The following is a 23,700-nucleotide window of genomic DNA, read 5'->3' as shown; positions in this document are numbered from 1 at the left end:
TGGAATACTTTTTGGGAACTAAAACGGTTTTTCAAACGTAAATCTAACACAAAACTATCTCTAATTTTTAACTTAAAAGAGAAACTCATGAAGATTACCACATTATTTGCCGCTGTTATGTTATTTGCAACAGCTAGCGTAAGCGCTCAAAGTATTTCCGAACATGCCTTGGGGCTACGATTGGGAGACAGCGATGGCTTTGGGGCCGAAATTTCGTACCAAAATGCTCTTGGAGCCAATAACAGGTTGGAAGTTGACCTAGGCTGGAGGGACAACAGAAACTTCGACGCCTTTAAACTTGCCGGACTTTACCAATGGGTATTTCCTTTAGACGGTAATTTTAACTGGTACGTTGGTGCCGGTGGTGGATTGGGAAGCGTTGACTTTGAAGATCCCATTTTTGACGACGATGAAGGACTATTCATTTTTGGAGCCGGTGATATTGGTATTGAATACAATTTCAATATCCCTTTACTGTTATCATTGGACTTTAGACCTGAAGTCGGGCTTGTGGGCTACGATGGCTTCGATAATGATTTTGATTTTGATATTGCATTAGGTATTAGATATCAATTTTAATATAGAACACATGTAAAAAAACCCTTGGCCAATAAAAGCCAAGGGTTTTTTTTTGCCATAAACATTGAATACCTTAGCAACTTAAACATTCTGAAATGAAAAGACTTTTAGCAATATCCTTGGGAATTTTGTTTTTATCATCATGTAATTCAGACCCTAAAGGTTACACATTGAGCGGTACCATTACCGGTGAGCCCGAAAATGGCACCCAAATATTTTTAAAAACCACAGATTCCATCAATCAATTGATTGATATAGACACTACAACCGTAGAGAACGGACTGTTCAGTTTTAGTGGAAGTCAGTCCGAACCTAAAATGCACTATTTATTTGTGGATAAAGTTCGTGGAAATGTTCCCGTAATCATTGAAAATGGCACCATTGAAGTGGAGTTCCCCAAAGATAGTATTGACCATGCGAAATTAAAGGGTACGCAGCAAAATGAGTTGTTCATGGACTTTTTGGAAAAATCCCGCCAACTGTCCGAAAGAGCAAGGTCTATGCAAAACGATATGCGAATGGCAGCCCAGCAACAAGATACGGCCACAGTTACCGCTCTGCGTGAAGAATTCATCGAATTCCAAGAAGATGCCAAGAACTTTAATATCGATTTTGCAAAAAACAATCCGAATGCATTTGTTTCCGTATTGGTTATCGGTAATCTTTTGGCCACAAAAGCAGTACCTGTTGATGAAATCAAATCAATGTTTGAGGGTCTTACCCCTGAAATGAAGCAAACGGAACCAGCGAAGAAGATTGCGGAGCAATTAGAGAATTTAAAGTCGACCGAAATCGGGGCGGTTGCCCCAGATTTCTCGGCCCCTACCCCATCTGGTGAGATGTTGGCTCTTAGCGATGTGACCAGCAACGCAAAACTTACGTTGGTAGATTTTTGGGCCGGTTGGTGCAGACCTTGTCGTGCCGAGAACCCGAACATTGTATCGGTTTACAAAAAATACCACGACAAAGGTTTTGACGTATTGGGCGTTTCTTTGGACAACAAAGAAGATTTATGGAAAAATGCCATTGCATCCGATGGATTGGAATGGAACCATATTTCCAACCTACAACGTTTCCAAGACCCAATTGCTCGCCTATACAATATCAACGCAATACCTGCCGCATTCTTATTGGATGAAAACGGCGTTATTGTAGCACGAGACTTAAGGGGGCCAGCGTTAGAGGAAAAAGTAGCCGAAATACTTGGAAAGAGCTAAACAGTAAAATATATTTTAATGAAAAAAGGTCTTGATGGTTTCAAGGCCTTTTTTATTGCCCTATAGTTTGCCCATTTTATCCAACACAAAAAGAACGATTATAGGAATGGCGAGCAAAATCACAATCAAAGTATCCGTTACAAACAACCCTGGCATAAACAATAATGTGGTAGCATACCCGCCTATAGCACCACCAAAGTGGGCGGTATGGCCAATGTTTCCCATGCGACTCTTCATGCCCCAAATGGAATACAATAAATAAGCGATACCCAACACATAGGCCGGTAACGGAATCGGGATAAACATAATACCCAATTGCATATCCGGATTCAATAATATGGCCGCATAGAGAACGCCCATTACTGCTCCACTAGCTCCCACAGCACTATAATATGGCTCATCTTTATGAAAAACCAGGGCCAAGAGACTTCCTGCAATCAAACTCACCAAATAAATAATCAAAAATTTTATGGAGCCGAACCAACTTATCACCACAGGAGCGAAAAAGTATAGGGTAAACATGTTCAAGAACAAGTGGGAAATGTCAACATGTAAAAAACCAGAAGTCAACATTCGTTCCTTTTGTCCCGCTTGTATGGCACTGATACTGAATTTATATCTATCAAAGAATGTGTTATTGTTGAATCCGCGAAGGGAAACCAGAACATTGGCGGCCATAATAGCAATGGTAGCGATATGTAAATTGAGCATGTAAATAAAGGTTTGGGTTCAAATATAGCTATATTTGCAGACAAGAATAGTCTATGCAGCTGGTAGTTTATATCCTTGTTTATCCTTTGCTCTGGTTGATTTCCAGACTTCCCTTTAAAGTCATTTATTTTATTTCGGATGGTGTTTATGTGCTTTTATACCATATCATCGGATACCGTAAAAAAGTAGTACGGAATAACTTGGCCCTCGTTTTTCCCGAAAAAACCAAGGAGGAGCGATTATTGATAGAAAAAAAATTCTTCAGGCACATGTGCGACATCTTTTTAGAGATGATGAAGACCATGGGCATGAGCAAAAAAGAAATCCAAGAAAGGTTTACCGTAACCAATATGAAAATGCTCAACGACCTTGAGAAAAAAGGCATCAATACTATGCTGATGCTTCCCCATTACGCAAGCTGGGAGTGGGTGTTGTCCTTAAACCTTCAAATAATATCCAAAGGATACGGTATATATCAAAAAGTGGAAAACAAATATTTTGATAAGTTAGTAAGGGACATACGGGGCAAATACAATACCGAACTAATATCCACTAGAGAATCCAGAAAAATACTGGAAGCCGCAAGGAAAAGTAAAGATCTGATGATGGTAGGCATCATCAGCGACCAGTCCCCTATGGTGGGCAGGGCCAAATATTGGACCGACTTTATGGGTATAGTGGTTCCCGCTCACGTTGGTGGCGAAGAAATCTGCAAAACGAACAACTTTGTACCAGTTTACCTTAAGGTTAAAAAACTAAAAAGGGGATATTACGAAGGTACCTTTAAAATCCTCACTGAAAATCCCCGCGAAGTTCCTGATTACGGTATAACGGATGCCTTTCTGCGGGAAACGGAAAAATCCATCAGGGAAGCTCCCGAATATTATTTCTGGACACACAAACGTTGGAAACACAAGGACAAAGTTCCAAAAGAGTTTCAACAAGAACCAGCAGAATCAAGTAACGCTTAAAGTCCCGCTGCTTCTTTGATTTCACTTATGATTCTATCCGCCAAATCATCGGCTTCTTTCTGAGATTTAGCCTCGGTGTAAATTCGGATAATGGGCTCCGTATTAGATTTTCTAAGATGTACCCAATTTTCTGGGAAGTCAATCTTCACACCATCAATGGTCGACACCTCCTCATCTTTGTATTTGTGGTGCATGGCTTCCAAAAGAGCATCCACATTAAGATCAGCGGTGAGTTCGATTTTCTTTTTGCTCATGAAATAGCTTGGGTAGCTAGCTCTCAGTTCCGCAACCGTTCCTCCTCTTTCCGCCATCAGCATCAAGAATAAGGCAGTACCCACCAATGCGTCCCTACCGTAATGGCTCTCTGGATAGATAATCCCACCATTTCCTTCCCCACCAATGATGGCGTTGTTTTCTTTCATTTTGGTCACCACGTTCACCTCTCCAACCGCTGCAGCTTCATAAGTCCCACCGTGTTTTTCGGTAACATCGCGCAATGCTCTTGAAGATGATAGGTTAGAAACCGTATTTCCTTTGGTTTTGGACAGCACATAATCGGCGCAGGCCACTAAAGTGTATTCTTCTCCAAACATTTGCCCATCGTTGCTGATAAAAGCCAAACGGTCCACATCTGGGTCCACCACAATACCAAAATCAGCTTTTTCTTCCACAACTTTTTTACAGATATCGCCCAAATGTTCCTTTAAAGGTTCTGGATTATGAGGAAAATGTCCTGTTGGGTCGCAATAGAGTTTTACGACTTCCACCCCCAATTCTTCAAGCAGCTTGGGAATGGCAATACCTCCCGTGGAATTAACACCATCAACAACAACTTTGAAACCTGCTTTTTTAATGGTATCCGCATCTACCAAGGACAATTCCAACACTTCATCAATATGGATGTCGATATAGGAATCATTTTTAATGATCTCCCCCAAATCATCCACCTCGGCAAACTCAAAATCCTCTTTCTCCGCCAAGGCTAAAATCTTAGCACCTTGCTCCGCATCCAAAAACTCGCCTTTTTCATTCAGCAGTTTTAATGCATTCCATTGTTTGGGATTATGACTGGCCGTTAGAATGATACCACCATCTGCTTTTTCCAAAGGAACCGCAATTTCCACGGTCGGTGTGGTGGACAATCCCAAATCAATCACATCGATTCCAAGACCAACCAAGGTAGAGACCACTAAATTTTGGATCATCTCTCCAGATAATCTAGCGTCACGTCCAATTACGACTTTCAAATCATCCGTACCGGAATACGATTTTAACCATGTGCCATAAGCCGCGGCAAATTTAACCGCATCAACAGGTGTTAAGTTGTTGTTAGTTTGGCCTCCGATAGTGCCTCGTATTCCAGAAATTGATTTGATCAGTGTCATAATTGTTAAAAAAGTTTTTGCAAATATAACTGGGCTTGGTCGATTCCATGTTTTGAATTTGTAAATTTCGACAGAAAAGGACTTTGCCCCGATGAACTTCTTAGCGCATATCTACCTATCTTTTGATGATAAGGAAATCACTTTAGGGAATTTCTTTGCCGATCATATCCGTGGAAATAAGTTCAAGCACTTTCCCGACAAAATCCAGAAAGGCATTCTTCTCCACAGAGAAATAGACACATTTACCGATGCACACCCCACGGCAAGACAAAGCAGCAAACGCCTGCACAAAAACTACAGCCATTACAGCCGTGTGATCGTGGATATTTACTACGACCATTTTTTGGCCAAGAATTGGAGTGATTATTCTGATGTGCCTTTAGATGAATACGTTGAAAACTTCTATGATTTATTGGAGGACAACTATGATATCCTCCCCATGCCCACCAAACGGATGATGCCCTATATGATTGCGGACAATTGGCTGCTCAATTACGCCAATTTAGCAGGAATAGACCGCGTTCTAAATGGAATGAATAGACGAACCAAAAACAAGTCCCGAATGAACTTTGCTATTTTGGATCTTGAAGAACACTATACAGAGTTTGAAAATGAGTTCACCTCATTTTTTGAAGAATTGATTACCTTTTCCAACCAAAAATTTATTTCTCTATGCAAAGACTAATACTCCTTCTTCCCCTAATCCTTTTTGTCAATTGTAAGCAGAAACCAGCTGAACCTACTGGGCTGGTGGCCGAAAAAGCCATGGTCGTGTCAGCACGGGAAGAAGCGTCCCAACTGGCGGTTGACATCATGAAAAAAGGCGGAAATGCCTTTGATGCCATGGTAGCAACGGAACTCTCCCTCGTAGTCGCCTACCCTTTTGCGGGAAGCGTGGGCGGTGGCGGATTCATGGTCTACCGCAAGAACAACGGTGAGGTCGGAGGAATCGATTATCGTGAAAAAGCTCCGTTAGCCGCGCATAAAAACATGTATTTGGATTCCTTGGGGAATGTAATCCCTGGATTGAGCACCTCTGGAGGTACTGCCGTTGGAGTACCGGGAACGGTGGCAGGAGTGATTGAGGTCCATAAAAAATTCGGAAAGCTTCCCTTAAAAGAAATCATAGCGCCCATCATTGAACTGGCCAACAAAGGCGTGGTGGTAACCGAAAAACAGGCGGCCAGACTGGAAAATACCCGTGAACGCTTTATCGAGGCCAATGGCGATAGCACCAAATTTGCCCAGCCTTTTGCGGCAGGAGACACCATTAAATATCCTGCTTATGCCAAAACCCTTCAAAAAATCATGGAAGAAGGTCGTGATGGCTTCTACAAAGGCGAAGTGGCCCAAAAATTAGCTGCCTTTGTTCAAGAAAAAGGTGGTCTTATCACCGAAGAAGATTTGGAAAAGTACGAAGCCGTTTGGAGAGACCCCATTGTTTTCAACTACAAGGATATCAAAGTGATTTCCATGAGCCCTCCAAGTAGCGGCGGTGTTACTATCAATCAAATATTCAAGATGATGGAACCCTATAACGTTTCCAAGTTTGGGCATAATTCAACCAAAACCATTCAATTGTTTACGGAAGCTTCTCGAAGAGCCTATGCGGACAGGAACTTCTTTTTGGGAGACCCTGACTTTGTAGACATTCCTTACGATGTACTTTTGAGTGACGGGTACCTTCAAGATAGAATGGATAATTTTTCATTTGATAAGGCAACTCTTTCTTCTGAAGTGAGCCATGGCGAGGTAGAAATTATCGAAAGTGACCAAACCACCCATTTCTCTATCGTAGATAGCGAAGGTAATGCCGTTTCGGTCACATCAACCTTAAATGGAGGATACGGGTCCAAACTGTTCTGTGAAGAATTGGGCATCTTTCTGAACAATGAAATGGACGATTTCAGTGCCAAACCCGGTGTACCCAACATGTTTGGACTAATAGGTGCAGAAGCCAACAGTATTGCGCCCGAAAAACGAATGTTGAGCAGCATGACACCAACAATCGTGGAAAAAGATGGCAAACTGTATATGGTTGTTGGGACTCCTGGGGGTTCCACTATCATAACCGCGGTGGCACAGACCATTTTGAATGTTTATGAATTCAACTTGAGCATGCAAGAAGCTGTGAACGCACCAAGATTCCATCACCAATGGTTGCCCGATATGGTGATTTTTGAGCCGGAAGGGTTCTCGGAAGAGTTGATAGAAGAATTAAAATCAAAAGGGTATATCATCAATGAGGAGCGCACGCCCATTATCGGAAAAGTGGATGCCATTCGTGTGCTGCCCGATGGAAAACTGGAAGGCGGAGCCGATAAGCGCGGTGACGATGCCGCTGTTGGATATTAATACTATTCACTTTGGATGAAATTTGATATTGTAGTTTTGACGGACCACCGCTATGTGGCACCCAAAACAAGGACACCTTATATTGAAAATGTACTGCAAGAGGACCATTTGGTTTTGGAAGCTATGGAGAAGCAAGGCCTTAAAGTAGTGCGCAAGGCTTGGGACGACCCCGATTTTGATTGGTCTACTACCCAATATGCTCTCTTCAGAACCACATGGGATTACTTTGATCGATACGCCGAGTTTTCCGAATGGCTGGAAAAAACTTCAAAGCGGACAAGGTTCATCAATTCCAAGGAACTCATTTATTGGAATATTGACAAACACTATTTGCAAGATTTATCAAAAGCTGGGGTAACTATTCCAAAAACAGTTTTTGTAGAGAAAGGTTCCACCACAACATTGTTGGAGTCCATCATAAAAGCAAAATCGGAACATGGTTTTATTGCCGACACTTACATTTTAAAACCATGTGTATCTGGAGCTGCCCGTCATACCTACAAAATAGCAGAGGATGGGGTCACTGATTACGAGTCCATCTTTCAAGAATTGGTGAAAAATGAGGCCATGATGCTCCAAGAATTTCAGTACAATATTGTTTCTGAAGGGGAAATCTCCATGATGGTTTTCAATGGAGAGTTTACCCATGCCGTTTTGAAAATTGCCAAACCCGGTGATTTTAGGGTACAGGATGATTTTGGGGGAAGTGTTCACAAGTACAATCCAAATGCCGAACAGATTGCATTCGCCAAATGTGTGGTCGAGGCTGCACCGGAGCTGCCACTGTATGCCAGAGTAGATATTTTTAGGGACAATAATGGTAGCTGGGCCCTGGCCGAACTGGAAATTTTTGAACCGGAACTATGGTTTCGCCTCAACCCCGTAGCAGCAAATGTTCTGGCAAAAGGAATCAAGGAAACCCTCGCCTTCGATTGAAACCAAATGGGATTGATATATATTTTTATCTTTAAATAAACTTTTAGAAATGAAAAAACTAGCCGTTATTCTATTGAGCATATCCCTTGGTTGTTCTGCCCAACAAAACACGACGGAAGACTTGGTGGCCAACGAAGATGCCTTTTTTGACTATGTGGATAAAAGTACAGAGATAGAGGTACTTGCTGAAGGATTTAAATGGTCGGAGGGTCCTGTTTGGGTAAGGGAGGGTGGTTTCCTCCTGTTTTCCGATGCTCCACAGAACACCATTTTTAAATGGAAGGACGGCGAAGGTATCTCTGTTTTTTTAGAGCCATCGGGGTATACCGGTATTTTACCGTATAGCCGTGAACCTGGCAGTAACGGGTTAATAATAAATAAGGATGGTGAATTGGTAGCTTGCGAACATGGAGACCGTAGAATATCCCGGATGCCTTTGTCCCAAGGAGGAAAAGTGACCGTAGCGGATACGTGGCAGGGCAAACGATTCAATAGTCCCAATGATATTGTGCAAGCATCAAATGGCACCTATTATTTTACCGACCCGCCCTATGGCCTACCTGAACAAGAAAATTCAGCTTCGCGGGAAATTGAAGCTTTCGGGGTTTATAAAATCGATTCAAACGGAAAGGTAGATATGGTCGTAAGCAATCTTAAAAGACCCAATGGGGTAGCTCTGTCCCCAGATGAAAAAATACTGTACGTAAACCAATCGGATTCCAAAGCTCCCTACATTATGGCATACAAAATCCAACAGGATGGGTCTTTGGACGAAGGCCGGATATTCTTTGATGCCTCTTCGTTACAAGAATCTGGCTTAAAAGGTTCTTTGGACGGCCTTAAAGTGGCACAGGATGGCACCCTTTTCTCAACAGGGCCAGGAGGAGTGTTGGTCATAACCCCTAAAGGAAAACTTTTGGGCCGCATAGCAACCGGACAACCTACGGCCAACTGCGCTTGGGGAGAAGATGGGTCGGTTCTGTATATGACCGCGAACAATTATCTGACGAAAATTCAGACCAAAACCAAGGGAACAGGTTTCTAAGGTCGGGTTACTTGGCAATCTGCTTTTTCAGCTCCTCCATCGATTCCTGAAGCTGTCTGAGCAAACCTGTTTCGGTAGTGGCATCCACATTAAAGGTGAGTTTACTGCTCACCTCCCAAATTTCCTGAATTTGAAACGGTTTGATTTCGTAGGGTGGATAGGTTTCGTTCAAAGAGACCAAAGTAATGTTATTGGAATTCGGCTTTCGTTCTATTTTCTTCACCATTACCGAATCCTGAAGCACCACAACATACATTTTATTCGGGCTGACATGATCTATATGCTCAATGGCTCGTGCCAACACCCAATCGTTTGGTCTTAAATTGGGCAACATACTGTCACCTTCCACCTGAAATCCTCGATAGGTCGCATTTCTAAATTCCGGAATGGGCATGTCAAAAGCAGGTAATTGGCTGTACCAACTCGTATCCGAAATATTCTGTGGGTAACCAGCGGCCGCCTTGGCATTCACCATCACCATGTTGTCGTTATCGGAATTGTCCACGGTCACCACCTTAGGGATGACACTGGTTTTGGAGGTGTCCAAATGTTTTTGGTCGCTTTCCCCGAACAACCATAACGGATTTATTTTGAATTGTTTCAAAAGTTCCGCCACCACTTTTCCAGAAAGTTTGGTCCTCCCCCGCTCTATATCGGCCGTAGTGTTCTTCACACCCAATAATTTGGCAAAATCGGTTTGTGTATATCCCAGTTCCCTGCGGATATCGGTAAATCGTTTTAGGGTTATTTCATTTTCCATCTTCATGTTGATAAAGTCAGGACGAGTAAGCTCGTATTGACTACACTTTCTCAAATATAGGTATTTTGGAATATTTCCAAAAACTTTTATGGATTATTTCCATTATTTGGATTATTTCCATATATTTGATTGGAATATTTCCAAGTTATGAATTTTGATAGGATACGCGAAAAACTGAACATATTGGCCGATGCCGCCAAGTATGATATCTCATGTGCCAGCAGCGGCAGTGATCGGACCAATAAAAACAAAGGTCTTGGAAATGCCTCCAAAATGGGTATCTGCCACAGTTATACCCCGGATGGACGATGTGTATCCCTATTGAAAATTTTGTTGACCAACCATTGCATTTTTGATTGCGCCTACTGCGTTACCCGAAAAAGCAACGATGTGCCCAGAGCAGCCTTCAAGGTCCAAGAGGTGGTTGACCTTACCATCAATTTTTACCGTAGAAACTATATCGAGGGGCTTTTTTTGAGCTCTGGGATATTCAAGAGTCCCGACCACACCATGGAGCGTTTGGTGGCCGTGGCCAAAAAGTTACGGGAAGAGGAAAATTTCAACGGTTACATCCATTTAAAGTCGATTCCTGGTGCAAGCGATGAATTGATGTACGAAGCAGGTCTTTACGCAGACCGACTTTCAGTTAATATCGAGGTCCCCACTATCTCCGGACTTAAATTATTGGCCCCGGATAAAAAGCATGAAGACTTTACCAAACCCATGGAAAAAGTGAAAAATGAAATTGTACGCTATCAATCCGAACGGAAAATCATAAAGAACACTCCAAAATACGCTCCCTCGGGCCAAAGTACCCAAATGATCGTGGGCGCTTCGGGCGAATCGGATAAGGATATTATGTATTCCGCCACCTATTATTATAAAACGTACAACATGAAACGTGTGTATTATTCCGGATATGTGCCCGTTACCCACGATTCGCGTTTGCCCGCCATTGGCTCCCAAGTGCCCATGCTACGGGAAAACCGTTTGTACCAGACCGATTGGCTATTGCGTTTTTATGGCTTTTCCATTGGGGAACTGTTGAACAAGCAACATCCCAATTTGGATATGGATGTTGATCCAAAACTTTCGTGGGCCTTGCGCAACCTACATCATTTTCCTGTGGACATAAACAAAGGCGATAAGCGGCTATTGGCCAGAATACCCGGCATAGGAATGCAATCCGTGGATAAAATAATGAAGGCCAGAAAATTTAGAAAATTGAACTGGGACCACCTCAAGAAAATCGGGGTAGCCCTCAACCGTGCCCAATATTTTGTGGTTTGCGATTCCAACCAATGGGAGCGTCGCGATTTGGACGCGGAGAGAATTAAAGGCATGATCTTGCAGAATTCCTACGGAAAGTTTCGAGATCAGTACAGTACACAATTGTCATTGTTCAATTAGGAATAGGCAATTGACAAGTAAGTCATTTCGACCGAAGGGGGAGAAATTTAGATTTCTAGGTCGTAAACTCCTTTGAAATGACAGTAAAGAAACTAAAAAGCAAACACTATGAATGCTTCAACAACCTTAGTCTACGACGGCAGCTTTAATGGGTTCTTGACCGCCGTCTTCGTCGCTTTTGATGAAAAGATCAATGTGGCCGACATTCAAAAGAACAATCAATCACAAAACGGATTGTTTTCCGAAACGGAGACCATTTTTACCCATGTGGACAAAGCCAAACGGGTATGGAACGGTATCCGCAACAAGAGCCACAACGCCATTTCCAATATATACTTTGCTTTTTTGAGCGAAACCGAAGGTGTTGAGATGATGCTCTATACCTACATTCAAAAATTGATGCGTGCCAAAAACGGTAAGTATTTGGATTATTCGGACAGCACGGTGCTCTTTATTGCGCAACTGGCAAGAAAAGTAGGCCGAGAAAAACATAGAATGGAGGCCTTTGTGCGGTTCCAATTGACGAAGGACAATATTTACTTTGCCAACATTGAACCCGATTTTGATGTTTTGCCCCTCATCTCGAAGCATTTTCGTGACCGCTACGCCGACCAAAAATGGTTGATCTATGACGTTAAACGAAAATATGGCATTTATTATGACCTGGACCATGTGGAGATGGTATCCCTGAACTTAAAGGACATCCATCACAACAAAACTGTCAAAAGTGATGCCTTTGCCACCGAAGAATACGAATACCAGACCCTTTGGAACGATTATTTTAAAAGCACGAATATTGCCTCGCGCATTAACCCCAAATTACATACGCAACACGTACCCAAACGGTATTGGAAGTATTTGAGCGAGAAGAAAGAGGCAGTTTAAATTTTACAACTATTTACTCTTCTCCCCCACAAAATGGTCGCTTTTGGTCTTGAACAGCACATTAAAACTGGTCAAACTGCCATAAACTCGGGTAATGTATTGTTGTAGGTCTACCTTTTCTTGGTCGTCCAAGTTTTTGCTGCTGTTAATCTTTTGCTCCATTACACGGATACGGTCGCGCACCATCACAATTTTATGGAAAAAGGTTTCAATGGGTATTTCCTTGTTGGCTGTGCCATCATCAGGTTCCAAGATCAATTTGCCGCCTTTCCATTTATCGGCCATGGCCACTTTTTCGTGGGTATCGCTCCATTTTTCCAGTATTTTGACCAGAGACCGTTCCACATCAAAAAAACTGACACTGTCCACTTCGTACTCCACACCTTCAATCACTTCGAAGTCAGCATCCAAATCAATGGTTTCCAGTCCATTTTCCAAAAATGTTACCCAATAGTGTTTGGACGATACGTTGGTTACCACCCCTTTACCATACTCCGGGTGGTCGATTCTTGAGCCAATACCCAATACTTTCATGTTTATGATTTTTTTCTATTTCCAAATTTAGAATTTTTGGTCATTTCCCCTACCTTCGTGTTTGGTTTTATAAACCAGTATACATGGAACCACATAAAATTAGAGCAAAACTCGGAGAGTTGGCCTCTACATCAATCAGTGGTAACGACATCAGTTCTTCTTGTCTTTACGTATCTGCATTGGCGGTGTTGCACGCAGGCCAATATGCATGGATTTCTTTATTGATCGTTGGTGCGGTCCTCTTTTTGTTTCGGAAAATTTATGGTGAAGTGGTCGGCGCCCTTCCTATGAACGGTGGGGCCTACAACGCCTTGCTCAATACCACCAATAAGGGCATGGCCTCCTTGGCGGCATCCCTTACCTTGCTCTCCTATATGGCAACCGCGGTTATTTCTGCCAATGAAGCAATGGCCTATTTAAAAAATATTGTGCCCCAACTGCCCGTTATTTTGGCCACAATAGGTCTATTGGCCATATTTATGGGGTTGGTCATCATTGGAATCGGGGAATCGTCCAAAGTGGCAATCGCCATTTTCATCTTCCATCTATCATCATTGATATTGCTGTCCTCTTTTGCTGGTTTCTATCTGTTTGAACACGGGTGGGATGTTTTTGCGAGCAACAATGCTTTGCCCGTAAAGCACGGTGCATTGCCCATGGCCTTATTCTTTGGTTTTTCTGCCGCCATGTTGGGCATCAGCGGATTTGAAAGTTCGGCCAACTTTGTTGAGGAGCAGGAAAAGGGCGTGTTTCCAAAAACATTGCGCAATATGTGGGTGGTGGTCACTATTTTTAACCCGTTGATTGCATTTTTGGCATTGGCCGTTTTGCCCATTTCCGAAATAGAAATAAATAGTGAGGCGTTGCTCTCCGTTATGGGCAACCAAGTTAGTGGTTCTTGGCTATCCTTCTTGGTTTCTTTGGATGCCGTATTGGTTTTAAGCGGTGCAGTGCTCACCTCTTTTGTTGGGGTTTCCGGTCTTGTGGAACGCATCACCCTGGATAGGATCTTACCTCCTTTTCTTTTAAAGAGAAATAAAAATGGCAGCACGTATCGCATAGCCATTGTATTTTTTTTTCTATGCGTCTCTATACTATTGATTACTGAAGGTAATCTGGAAGCCTTGGCCGGAGTCTACACCATTGCTTTTTTATCAGTGATGGCGCTTTTTGGCATAGGCAATATTCTATTAAAGGTCCGACGAAAAAATCTTCCGCGTCCAGAACGTTCGGGGTGGTTGTCCTTGATGATTGCCATTTTGGCCGTAATTATAGCTTTGGTAGGTAACATCATCCTAAACCCGGATTATCTTGCGGTTTTCATGGAGTATTTTATTCCTACAATAGCCTTGGTTCTGGTCATGCTCAATAGGACCGCTTTGCTCAAACTGTTGTTGAGATTGATTCGATATTTCTTAGACCCCATCAATCGTTTTCTTATCAGATCTTACAAAGGAATCAACCGGGTAATCGACAAGATCAATGATCAGGAATTTGTGTATTTCACTAAAAAAGATGACGTTGCGGCACTTAATAAGGTGTTGCTCTACATCCGGAACAATGAGCATACCCGAAAACTGAAAATTGTGTCCGTATTTCCAGAGGGAGAAAAAGCTACGGATAGTTTTGTGTCCGATTTGGATGTATTGGATCGAGAATACCCCGAGATAAAGATTGAGTACATTCAATTGAAAGGTGAGTTTACACCGGAATTGATCAGGGAACTCTCTGAAAGATGGAAAATCCCAATCAATTTTATGTTCATTGGAAGTCCCAGTGAGAAATTTCCATACCCCTTGCAGGAGCTCGGGGGGGTTAGGCTGATTATTTGATTTAAATCCTGATTGTTGTCGTACCTTTCATTAAAAAGAGTGACTTTGGGCCACTTCGTTTTTACGGTTCAAATCGCTACATTTGAGGTTTGCTATGATTTATGATCAATTACGAAGAAAATATTGAGGTAAGGGGCGCCAGGGTCCATAACCTGAAAAATATAGATGTTACCATTCCACGTGAAAAACTAGTAGTCATTACGGGGCTTTCGGGCAGTGGAAAATCCTCTTTGGCCTTTGATACTATTTATGCCGAAGGACAACGGCGGTACATAGAAACGTTCTCGGCCTATGCCCGACAATTCTTGGGCGGACTAGAACGCCCCGATGTAGATAAAATCGATGGCCTCTCCCCCGTAATCGCCATTGAACAAAAGACTACGTCAAAATCCCCTCGCTCTACTGTAGGAACCATTACCGAAGTTTATGACTTTTTGCGATTGCTGTTTGCTAGGGCTGGCGATGCCTACAGTTACAATACTGGTGAAAAAATGGTGAGCTACAGTGATGAACAAATCAAGGATTTGATCATCGAATCTTACAAGGACAAAAAAATAAACGTACTGGCCCCCGTGATCAAATCCAGAAAAGGACATTATCGTGAACTTTTCGAGCAGATTGCAAAGCAAGGTTTTGTAAAGGTGCGGGTTGATGGTGAGATTACGGACATTACCAAGGGGATGAAAGTGGACCGCTACAAAACGCACGATATTGAAATTGTGATTGATCGCTTGAAGGTGGGCGATAGTGAAGACTTCCATAAACGACTGGCTGAAACCATTAATACCGCCATGTACAGTGGTGACAATGTACTCATGGTGCTTGAAGAAGGTGAATCTGTACCAAGGTATTTTAGCCGAGATTTAATGTGTCCTTCAACAGGGATTTCCTATCCTACCCCAGAACCGAACACGTTTTCCTTTAACTCACCAAAAGGAATGTGTCCTGAGTGCAGTGGTCTTGGTCATGTATACCAAGTGAACGAGCATAAAATCATCCCGAACAAAAAGATCTCCATTAAATCCGGCGGACTCGCTCCTTTGGGCGAATACAAAAAATCCTGGGCGTTCAAACAACTGGAAACCATTGCTCAGCGTTACAATTTTGATCTCACGGATGCCATTGAAAAAATCCCTGAAGAGGCCATGAACGTTATTTTGAACGGAGGCAAAGAGAGTTTTGAGGTGGATTCCAAAAGTCTGGGTGTAAAAAGACAGTACAAAATTGATTACGAGGGTATTTCCAACTTCATCAAAACACAATATGAGGAAGCCAATTCAACATCCATAAAGCGATGGGCCAAAGATTATATGGATAAGGTGAAATGCCCAACCTGCGAAGGTTCCCGCTTACGAAAAGAGTCGCTCTATTTTAAAATAGATGGAAAAAATATCGCCGAGTTGGCCCAAATGGACATTGCAGAGCTTGCCAACTTTTTCAAACATTTAGAGGATACCTTGGAGGGCAACCAAAAGAAAATTGCGGAGGAAATCATCAAAGAAATCAAATCACGTATCGGTTTTTTATTGGATGTGGGGCTTGATTATCTTTCCTTGAACCGTAGTTCCAAATCTTTATCGGGCGGTGAGGCGCAACGTATACGATTGGCCACGCAAATTGGCTCCCAGTTGGTAGGTGTGCTCTATATTTTGGACGAACCCAGTATCGGTTTGCACCAGCGAGACAATGAACGGTTGATTCACTCCCTGGAATCGCTTCGGGATATCGGAAATTCGGTGATTGTGGTGGAACACGACCGCGATATGATCGAATGTGCCGACCATGTCATCGATATTGGTCCAAAAGCTGGTAAGCACGGTGGAGAAATCATTTCAGAAGGAAGTCCCAAGGACCTGGTCAATCAACAAACATTGACCGCTCAATATATTACAGGGGAACTGGAAATTCCAGTACCAACAGAAAGACGTAAGGGAACCGGCAAAAAGATTACACTTTCTGGTTGTACCGGCAACAACCTTAAAAATGTGACGGTTGATTTTCCCTTGGGAAAATTGATCGGGGTTACAGGAGTATCTGGTAGTGGCAAATCCACTTTGGTTAACGAAACCCTCTATCCCATTATGAATGCCCACTATTTTAATGGCGTTAAAAAACCAATGCCGTATAAAAAAATCAAGGGTTTGGAACATATTGATAAGGTTATCGATATCAACCAATCTCCCATTGGGCGTACACCGCGCTCAAACCCGGCTACGTATACTGGCGTTTTTAGCGAAATTCGTTCACTTTTCGCCAAAACCACCGAGGCAACCATCCGTGGATATAAACCAGGACGTTTCAGCTTTAATGTGGCCGGTGGAAGATGCGAAACCTGCCAAGGAGGCGGCCTAAAAGTTATTGAAATGAACTTTTTGCCCGATGTGTACGTGGAATGTGAAACTTGCAATGGTAAACGGTTCAACCGGGAAACCTTGGAAATCCGCTACAAGGGCAAGTCGATTGCCGATGTTTTGGAAATGACCATCAACGAAGCAGTAGATTTCTTTGAGAATATTCCAAAAATTCATCGTAAACTTAAGACAATAAAAGATGTAGGTTTGGGTTATATATCATTGGGTCAACAGTCCACTACCCTATCCGGTGGTGAAGCCCAAAGGGTAAAGTTAGCTACTGAACTTTCCAAAAGAGATACTGGAAATACCTTTTATATCCTCGACGAACCAACAACAGGCTTGCACTTTGAAGACATTAGAGTACTTATGGACGTACTCGACCGATTGGTGGACAAAGGAAATACCATTCTAGTCATTGAACACAACATGGATGTAATCAAAATGATGGATTATATTATTGACATAGGTTATGAAGGAGGAAGAGGAGGTGGAACGGTTGTTGCTACAGGTACCCCGGAAGAAGTCGCCAAGGACAAGAAGAGCTTCACCGCCAAGTTTTTAAAGAAAGAATTGGAAAACACAAAACAAAAAATTGCGCGAGCAGTTTAAATAAAGTTATGCATATGCGAAGAGAGCAACATTCCAAAGGTTGGAATGAGATCAAGACAAACGATTCATGGGCCATATTTAAAATTATGGGCGAGTTTGTCAATGGATTTGAAAAAATGAGCAGAATAGGCCCTTGTGTCTCCATTTTTGGGTCGGCAAGGGTACGTGAAGGACATGATTATTACGATTTAGCCGTAAAAATATCCCAAAAAATCGCCGAGGCGGGTTATGGGGTGATCACCGGTGGGGGGCCCGGAATTATGGAAGCTGGTAACAAAGGTGCCAGCTTAGCAGGTGGAACTTCCGTTGGATTGAACATTGACTTACCATTTGAGCAGCATGACAATCCCTATATTGATGATGATAAGAGCCTTGACTTTGATTACTTTTTTGTCAGAAAAGTGATGTTTGTGAAGTATTCGCAAGGTTTTGTGGTAATGCCGGGCGGGTTCGGCACATTGGATGAATTCTTTGAAGCACTCACACTCATCCAAACCCACAAGATACATACATTTCCCATCATACTTGTTGGTACCGAATTTTGGAAGGGACTGATGGATTGGATTAAAAATACATTGGTTGAAGCCGGTAACATAAGCCCAAAAGACCTTGATTTGATCAAATTAGTGGACACCGAAGATGAGGTGGTCGAAATCATCGATGCCTTTTACAAGGGAAGAACCCTTAGTCCAAATTTTTAATCGTACCGCATTGATTAACCATCGAACATTACTTAGCACTTTGCTGCTTATCATTCTGGTGTGCCCAACGCTTTGGTCGCAACACCAAAATGAGATTGTGGCCACACTCGATGGACCCACCAATCAGATTCGGATACGACAACATTTCACTTATGTGAACCATTCCCAAAGAGGGCTCTCCACTTTATATTTTAATGATTGGAACCATGCCTATTCCAATAAAAATACAGCTTTGGCCAAAAGATTCGGCGAGGAATTCAACAGAAGTTTGCACTTGGCAAAGGACAGGGAACGAGGAAAAACAACAATTAAATCCATTGTTGACAACAACTATACGGGTTTGGATTGGAAACGGCGCGGCAATACGGATATCATTGCCGTTAACCTGAATGAAATCCTTAAACCAGGCGAGTCGATTCAGCTGTTTTTCACTTACACCATTAAATTGCCGGAAGCAAAGTTCACCGGGTATGGATATACAGGCAATGGTTATAATTTAAAGGATTGGTATTTTACCCCTGCAGTTTTCACAAATGGAGATTGGGAGCTTTACGATAACAAGAACCTTGACGACCTCTATACCGATATTACCAACACACGAATTAACTTCACTTTTCCGAACCTGCTATATGTTGCCTCTAATTATCGTATGTCCAGCATTTCCAATTTTCCAGGGGGGCAGCATGTACAACTTATTGGCGACAAACGAAAAAGTTGTGAAATTATCTTGACCATTGATGAAAGGTTTACCAAGCATATCACAGGACACCTTAATATTATTACCGATATTGAATCCAATAAATATGAGGAAATAGCCCAAGGTATATCCATAAACAAGATTTCACAATTTCTGTATGAGAACCTAGGGGAATACCCCCATGACAACCTTTTGGTCAGTGAATTTGACTACAACAGGTCCCCGCTTTATGGAATCAGTCAACTTCCCTCATTTATCAGGCCGTACGAAGAGCAGTTTCAATTTGAAATGAAGTTTTTAAAAACGGCCATCCGAAATTACTTGAAGGAATCTTTATACCTAAATCCAAGAAAAGAGCGGTGGGTGAACGATGCCATCGGGTACTACCTCATGATAAAATTTGTGGAAGAGCATTATCCCAATCAAAAACTGATAGGGAAACTTTCTCGGATTTGGGGCCTTAAAAACTTCCATTTGGCACAAATGGATTTTAACGAGCAATACTCCTTGTTCAGTATGTTGTCCGCTCGGAAAAACATTGACCAAGCGCTGACCACCTCCAACGATTCATTGATCAAGTTCAACGAAAAAATCGCCAATGGCTATAAAGCTGGGCTTGGCATGTCATATTTGTCCGCTTATTTGGGCAAAAAGGAGATTGATAGCACGGTGCTGGACTTTTATAAAAATTACAAACAGAAGCAACAGGTCAGCGCTACTGATTTTAGAGCAACCATTAAAAAATATGCTGACAAAGATGTTGATTGGTTTTTTGATGAATATGTATCCACGGACAAGAAAATAGATTTCAAAATCAAAAAGATCCAAAAGTCTGAGGACTCTATCACCTTCACGCTAAAAAATAAGAGGGGCACCAATGTTCCCATATCTGTTTTTGGGTTGGAAAATGATACAGTGGTATCGCAATATTGGTTTTCGGAAATTGATAGTACAAAAACCTTTACCATACCCAGAAAAAGTGAGGATAGACTGGTACTTAATTACGACCAAAAAATTCCGGAATTCAATCAACGTGATAACTGGAAGACCTTGAACGGGTGGCTGTCCAGCAATAAAAAATTAAAATTTCAATTCTTTAAGGATACCGAAGACCCTTATTATAATCAGGTGTTTTATGTCCCCATTGCAAATTTCAATCTCTATGACGGCATTACACCAGGGTTGCGATTGTACAACAAAACCTTTTTGGAGCGCCAATTCCAGTACGATATATCCCCAACTTACTCCTTTTTGGAAAAAACATTGGTAGGGAAAGTTGGTTTCAGGTATAGAAAATATCACAAAAAAACCGGGCTCTATGTCACTAATTATTCCTTTTCTGCTTCCACCTCTCACTTTCAGGAAAATTCCAGGTTTACCACAATTACTCCGGCAGTAAGTTTTGGCTGGCGACCCGAAGACCTACGCTCCAACCATAGACAAAACCTTCTTTTCAGATACAGAAGTGTCTACAGGAGCATTGATGAGAACTTAGTTGGAGAATTGGATACCGACCCCGACTACGGTGTTATGAACGTAAGGTTTACGGACGTGGACAACAATATCCTTAACTACTCCCTATGGTCTGTGGATGCACAGCATTCAAGCGAATTCACAAAGCTTGCCTTTGAATTCGAATACAGAAAACTTTTTCAGAGCAACAGGCAGCTTAATCTGCGTTTTTATGCAGGTAAGTTTTTGAGGAATGATACCGAATCCGATTTTTTCAGTTTTGCTTTGGACAGGCCTACGGATTATATGTTCGACCTAGCATATCTCGGGCGATCAGAAGATTCCGGTATTTACAGCCAACAGGTGATAATAGCAGAAGGTGGATTTAAATCAAAGTTGGAAAACCCTTTTGCAAACGATTGGATCGCCACAACAAACGCCAGCACCAATATTTGGCGATGGGTCGAGGCATATGGCGACTTAGGGTTCCTAAGGAACAAAGGCGACAACCCTCGTTTTGTTTACGATTCTGGTATCCGCTTAAATTTAGTAACGGATTATTTTGAACTCTACTTTCCAGTATACTCCAACCGGGGGTGGGAAATAGCTCAGGACAACTATGGAGAGCGTATTCGCTTTATAGTTACCATTAGTCCTAGAACCTTAACAGGTTTGTTTACACGAAAGTGGTTTTGATTGTCAAATCAATAATTCAACACCCAATAAATCACTTATAATTAATATAAATTAATTTTTATTGCGTTTATTTTGATAAATTCTCATTTTATTAACGAGATTTGATGTTGCTATTTTGATGTATTTTTAATAGTTTTGCATAAATCTTCAAATTTCCATGAAACCTAAACCTAGCACAAGTAACGACATCTCTTTTGACGATTTCAAATCTCAAATTCTTCAAGATTACGAGACTGCCGTTATGAGTAGGGAATGTAGTCTATTGGGACGTCGCGAAGTACTTTCGGGAAAAGCCAAGTTTGGAATATTCGGAGACGGCAAAGAGCTTCCCCAACTTGCAATGGCAAGAGCATTCCAGGATGGTGATTTTAGAAGCGGTTATTATCGTGACCAAACTTTTATGATGGCTTTGGGCTACTTAAGCCCCAAAGCATTTTTTCATGGGCTTTATGCCACAACGGATCTGGAGAAGGAACCTATGAGTGCCGGAAGGCAAATGGGCGGGCATTTTGTGACCCATAGCCTAAATGAAGATGGGACATGGAAAAACCTGACCGAACAAAAGAACAGTAGCGCGGATATTTCCTGTACTGCAGGCCAAATGCCTCGTTTGCTAGGTTTGGCCCAAGCTTCTAAAATATATCGCCATGTTGAAGGTATCGACCAGACCAATTTCTCCAAAAACGGAAATGAAGTAGCTTGGGGAACCATTGGTAATGCAAGTACCAGCGAAGGTCATTTTTTTGAAACCCTGAATGCAGCCGGGGTAATGCAGGTGCCCATGGTAATAAGCATTTGGGATGATGAATACGGAATCTCCGTACCCTCCGAGTTCCATACCACCAAAGGTGACATTTCCGAAGCTTTGAGCGGATTACAGCGGGATGAAGAACATGACGGTTTTGAAATCTTAAAAGTCAAGGGATGGGATTACACCGCCTTGATACATGCTTTTGAAAACGCTTCGGACATTGCCCGCGAAGGTCATGTACCTGTATTGGTCCATGTAACGGAACTGACCCAGCCCCAAGGTCACTCTACCTCTGGGTCGCACGAAAGGTATAAATCCTCCGAACGTTTGGAATGGGAACGAAAAAATGATTGCAACAAACGCTTTAGGGAATGGATCATTGAGAATGGTATAAGCACCGAAGATGAACTCAAAAAGGTGGAGCGCGACATAAAACACAAGGTACGTTCCGCTAAAAAAGAAGCTTGGTCCGAGTTTTTGAAACCACAATTGACCGCAAAAAAGGAATTGGTGCAACTATTGGAGAAAGTAGCTGCCCAAAGCCCAAATAGAGCCTTCATCAATAAATTAAAGAATGATTTAATCGCAGTAGAGGAACCATTAAGAAAAGACTTGGCTTCGAAGGCGAGACAAGCACTACGTTACCTTTTGGGAGAATCCACCGTAGAAAAAAAACAGCTTCAGCAGTGGATAGATAGCTTCTTGATAGAAAACCAACCCCATTACAGTTCGCATCTTTACAATGAGCTGGGCAACAAAGCCACAAAAATAGAGCCTGTACCTCCCTCATACCCAGAAAAAACAGAAGAGGTCGATGGAAGAATCATCTTAAGGGATAATTTTGACGCTCTTTTCTCCAAATATCCTGAAGCCCTTATTTTTGGCGAGGATACAGGAAATATTGGCGATGTAAACCAAGGACTGGAAGGCCTTCAAAAGAAGTATGGCGAACTAAGGATTGCAGATACCGGAATTCGTGAAACATCCATAATAGGCCAAGGAATCGGTATGGCACTCCGTGGCTTACGGCCCATTGCCGAAATACAATATCTGGATTATATCCTTTACGCAATTCAAACCTTGAGCGATGATTTGGCTACTTTAATGTATCGAACGGTAGGTAAGCAAAAAGCCCCGCTCATCGTTCGTACACGAGGGCACCGTCTGGAAGGAATCTGGCACTCTGGGTCCCCTATGGGAGGATTGGTGCATTTGTTAAGGGGAATGTACATTTTAGTACCAAGGAACATGACCCAAGCGGCAGGCTTTTACAATACACTTATGAAAAGTGACGAGCCCGCTTTGGTCATAGAAAGCCTTAACGGATATCGCCTAAAAGAGCAAAAACCTGCTAACCTAGCAGAGTTCTGCACACCCATTGGCAAGGTGGAAACCCTTAAAGAAGGAACGGACATTACACTCTTATCATACGGTTCCACACTTCGAATTGTAGAAAAAGTAGCAAACGATTTATTGGAAGTAGGCATTGATGCCGAGGTAATCGATGCGCAATCACTTCTTCCATTTGATTTAGACCATGACCTGGTAAAAAGTCTTCAGAAAACCAACCGCTTTTTGGTGATTGACGAAGATGTTCCAGGTGGGTGTTCGGCATATTTGATGCAAGAAGTGGTCGAAAAGCAAGGTGGTTACAAATATTTGGACAGTGCTCCCCAAACGTTATCGGCCAAGGAACATAGGCCAGCTTATGCTTCTGATGGGGATTATTTTTCCAAACCCAATGCCGAGGATATTTTTGAGAAAGTGTACCAAATTATGCATGAATCCGATCCTAAATCGTATCCGTCTTTGCGTTAGTA

General features: G+C 42.3%; 18 protein-coding genes. 14 read left to right on the top strand and 4 right to left on the bottom strand.

All coding sequences use genetic code 11. From position 1 onward, the window contains the following. Positions 1–87: 87 nt before the first annotated feature. Complete coding sequence (locus J0656_RS16720; protein ID WP_207035972.1) at positions 88–579, top strand: hypothetical protein; 492 nt, start codon at positions 88–90, stop codon at positions 577–579. 95 nt (positions 580–674) lie between these two features. Then, on the top strand, positions 675–1,796 hold the full coding sequence (locus tag J0656_RS16715) for a TlpA disulfide reductase family protein (protein WP_207035969.1): 1,122 nt from the start codon (positions 675–677) through the stop codon (positions 1,794–1,796). Between the two features lie 60 nt (positions 1,797–1,856). On the opposite strand, the gene J0656_RS16710 is transcribed toward J0656_RS16715, so the two are convergent. Next, positions 1,857–2,507 carry a rhomboid family intramembrane serine protease gene (locus tag J0656_RS16710; protein ID WP_207035967.1) on the bottom strand — a complete coding sequence of 217 codons (651 nt, stop codon included), beginning with the start codon at positions 2,505–2,507 and terminating at the stop codon, positions 1,857–1,859. Positions 2,508–2,560: 53 nt separating this feature from the next. On the opposite strand from J0656_RS16710, the gene J0656_RS16705 reads away from it, so the two are divergent. After that, the gene (locus tag J0656_RS16705) at positions 2,561–3,478 is read left to right on the top strand and encodes a lysophospholipid acyltransferase family protein (protein ID WP_207035965.1); all 918 of its coding nucleotides are present in this window, start codon (positions 2,561–2,563) and stop codon (positions 3,476–3,478) included. Here J0656_RS16705 and glmM read toward each other — a convergent pair. After that, entirely contained in the window at positions 3,475–4,863 is a 1,389-nt protein-coding gene (gene glmM, locus J0656_RS16700) for a phosphoglucosamine mutase (RefSeq protein ID WP_207035964.1), read from the bottom strand. The two genes, J0656_RS16705 and glmM, sit on opposite strands and share 4 nt — an antisense overlap. A 91-nt stretch (positions 4,864–4,954) precedes the next feature. Between glmM and J0656_RS16695 the strand changes: the two genes are divergently transcribed. Genes J0656_RS16695 through J0656_RS16680 form a run of 4 tightly spaced genes read left to right on the top strand, consistent with a single transcriptional unit; the run spans position 4,955 to position 9,199 of the window. Continuing rightward, positions 4,955–5,548, top strand: coding sequence for an acyl carrier protein phosphodiesterase (locus J0656_RS16695; protein WP_207035962.1), 594 nt, complete (start codon positions 4,955–4,957; stop codon positions 5,546–5,548). Beyond that, the gene (ggt, locus tag J0656_RS16690) at positions 5,536–7,218 is read left to right on the top strand and encodes a gamma-glutamyltransferase (RefSeq protein ID WP_207035960.1); all 1,683 of its coding nucleotides are present in this window, start codon (positions 5,536–5,538) and stop codon (positions 7,216–7,218) included. Before J0656_RS16695 ends, ggt begins: the two co-directional genes overlap by 13 nt. 15 nt (positions 7,219–7,233) lie before the next feature. Continuing rightward, positions 7,234–8,154, top strand: a complete 921-nt coding sequence (locus tag J0656_RS16685; protein ID WP_207035959.1) for an ATP-grasp domain-containing protein — start codon at positions 7,234–7,236, stop codon at positions 8,152–8,154. A gap of 49 nt (positions 8,155–8,203) precedes the next feature. Further along, positions 8,204–9,199 carry an SMP-30/gluconolactonase/LRE family protein gene (locus J0656_RS16680; protein WP_207035957.1) on the top strand — a complete coding sequence of 332 codons (996 nt, stop codon included), beginning with the start codon at positions 8,204–8,206 and terminating at the stop codon, positions 9,197–9,199. A 7-nt stretch (positions 9,200–9,206) separates the two neighbouring features. On the opposite strand, the gene J0656_RS16675 is transcribed toward J0656_RS16680, so the two are convergent. After that, entirely contained in the window at positions 9,207–9,959 is a 753-nt protein-coding gene (locus tag J0656_RS16675; protein ID WP_207036082.1) for an XRE family transcriptional regulator, read from the bottom strand. Positions 9,960–10,106: 147 nt separating this feature from the next. On the opposite strand from J0656_RS16675, the gene J0656_RS16670 reads away from it, so the two are divergent. Next, the gene (locus tag J0656_RS16670; protein ID WP_207035955.1) at positions 10,107–11,369 is read left to right on the top strand and encodes a putative DNA modification/repair radical SAM protein; all 1,263 of its coding nucleotides are present in this window, start codon (positions 10,107–10,109) and stop codon (positions 11,367–11,369) included. A gap of 108 nt (positions 11,370–11,477) precedes the next feature. Further along, entirely contained in the window at positions 11,478–12,254 is a 777-nt protein-coding gene (locus tag J0656_RS16665; protein WP_207035953.1) for a TIGR03915 family putative DNA repair protein, read from the top strand. A 9-nt stretch (positions 12,255–12,263) separates the two neighbouring features. Here the strand turns inward: J0656_RS16665 and J0656_RS16660 are convergent, their stop codons facing one another. Further along, entirely contained in the window at positions 12,264–12,788 is a 525-nt protein-coding gene (locus J0656_RS16660; RefSeq protein WP_207035950.1) for a DUF8685 domain-containing protein, read from the bottom strand. Positions 12,789–12,871: 83 nt separating this feature from the next. On the opposite strand from J0656_RS16660, the gene J0656_RS16655 reads away from it, so the two are divergent. From J0656_RS16655 to J0656_RS16635, 5 genes are all read left to right on the top strand, one after another. After that, positions 12,872–14,620 (top strand): APC family permease, encoded by a 1,749-nt coding sequence (locus J0656_RS16655; protein WP_207035949.1) that lies wholly within the window; start codon positions 12,872–12,874, stop codon positions 14,618–14,620. A 101-nt stretch (positions 14,621–14,721) separates the two neighbouring features. Beyond that, the gene (uvrA, locus tag J0656_RS16650; protein WP_207035948.1) at positions 14,722–17,583 is read left to right on the top strand and encodes an excinuclease ABC subunit UvrA; all 2,862 of its coding nucleotides are present in this window, start codon (positions 14,722–14,724) and stop codon (positions 17,581–17,583) included. Between the two features lie 14 nt (positions 17,584–17,597). Beyond that, positions 17,598–18,284 (top strand): LOG family protein, encoded by a 687-nt coding sequence (locus tag J0656_RS16645; protein ID WP_207035946.1) that lies wholly within the window; start codon positions 17,598–17,600, stop codon positions 18,282–18,284. Next, on the top strand, positions 18,244–21,129 hold the full coding sequence (locus J0656_RS16640) for a gluzincin family metallopeptidase (RefSeq protein ID WP_207036080.1): 2,886 nt from the start codon (positions 18,244–18,246) through the stop codon (positions 21,127–21,129). Before J0656_RS16645 ends, J0656_RS16640 begins: the two co-directional genes overlap by 41 nt. 157 nt (positions 21,130–21,286) lie before the next feature. Continuing rightward, positions 21,287–23,698 (top strand): alpha-ketoacid dehydrogenase subunit alpha/beta, encoded by a 2,412-nt coding sequence (locus J0656_RS16635; RefSeq protein WP_207035944.1) that lies wholly within the window; start codon positions 21,287–21,289, stop codon positions 23,696–23,698. Positions 23,699–23,700 lie beyond the last annotated feature (2 nt).

This window comes from Flagellimonas aurea, from assembly GCF_017313785.1.
GTDB classification, from domain to species: Bacteria; Bacteroidota; Bacteroidia; order Flavobacteriales; family Flavobacteriaceae; genus Flagellimonas; species Flagellimonas aurea.
The sequence above is the reverse complement of the archived record's forward strand: the minus strand, read 5'-3'. Positions and strand labels throughout refer to the sequence as shown.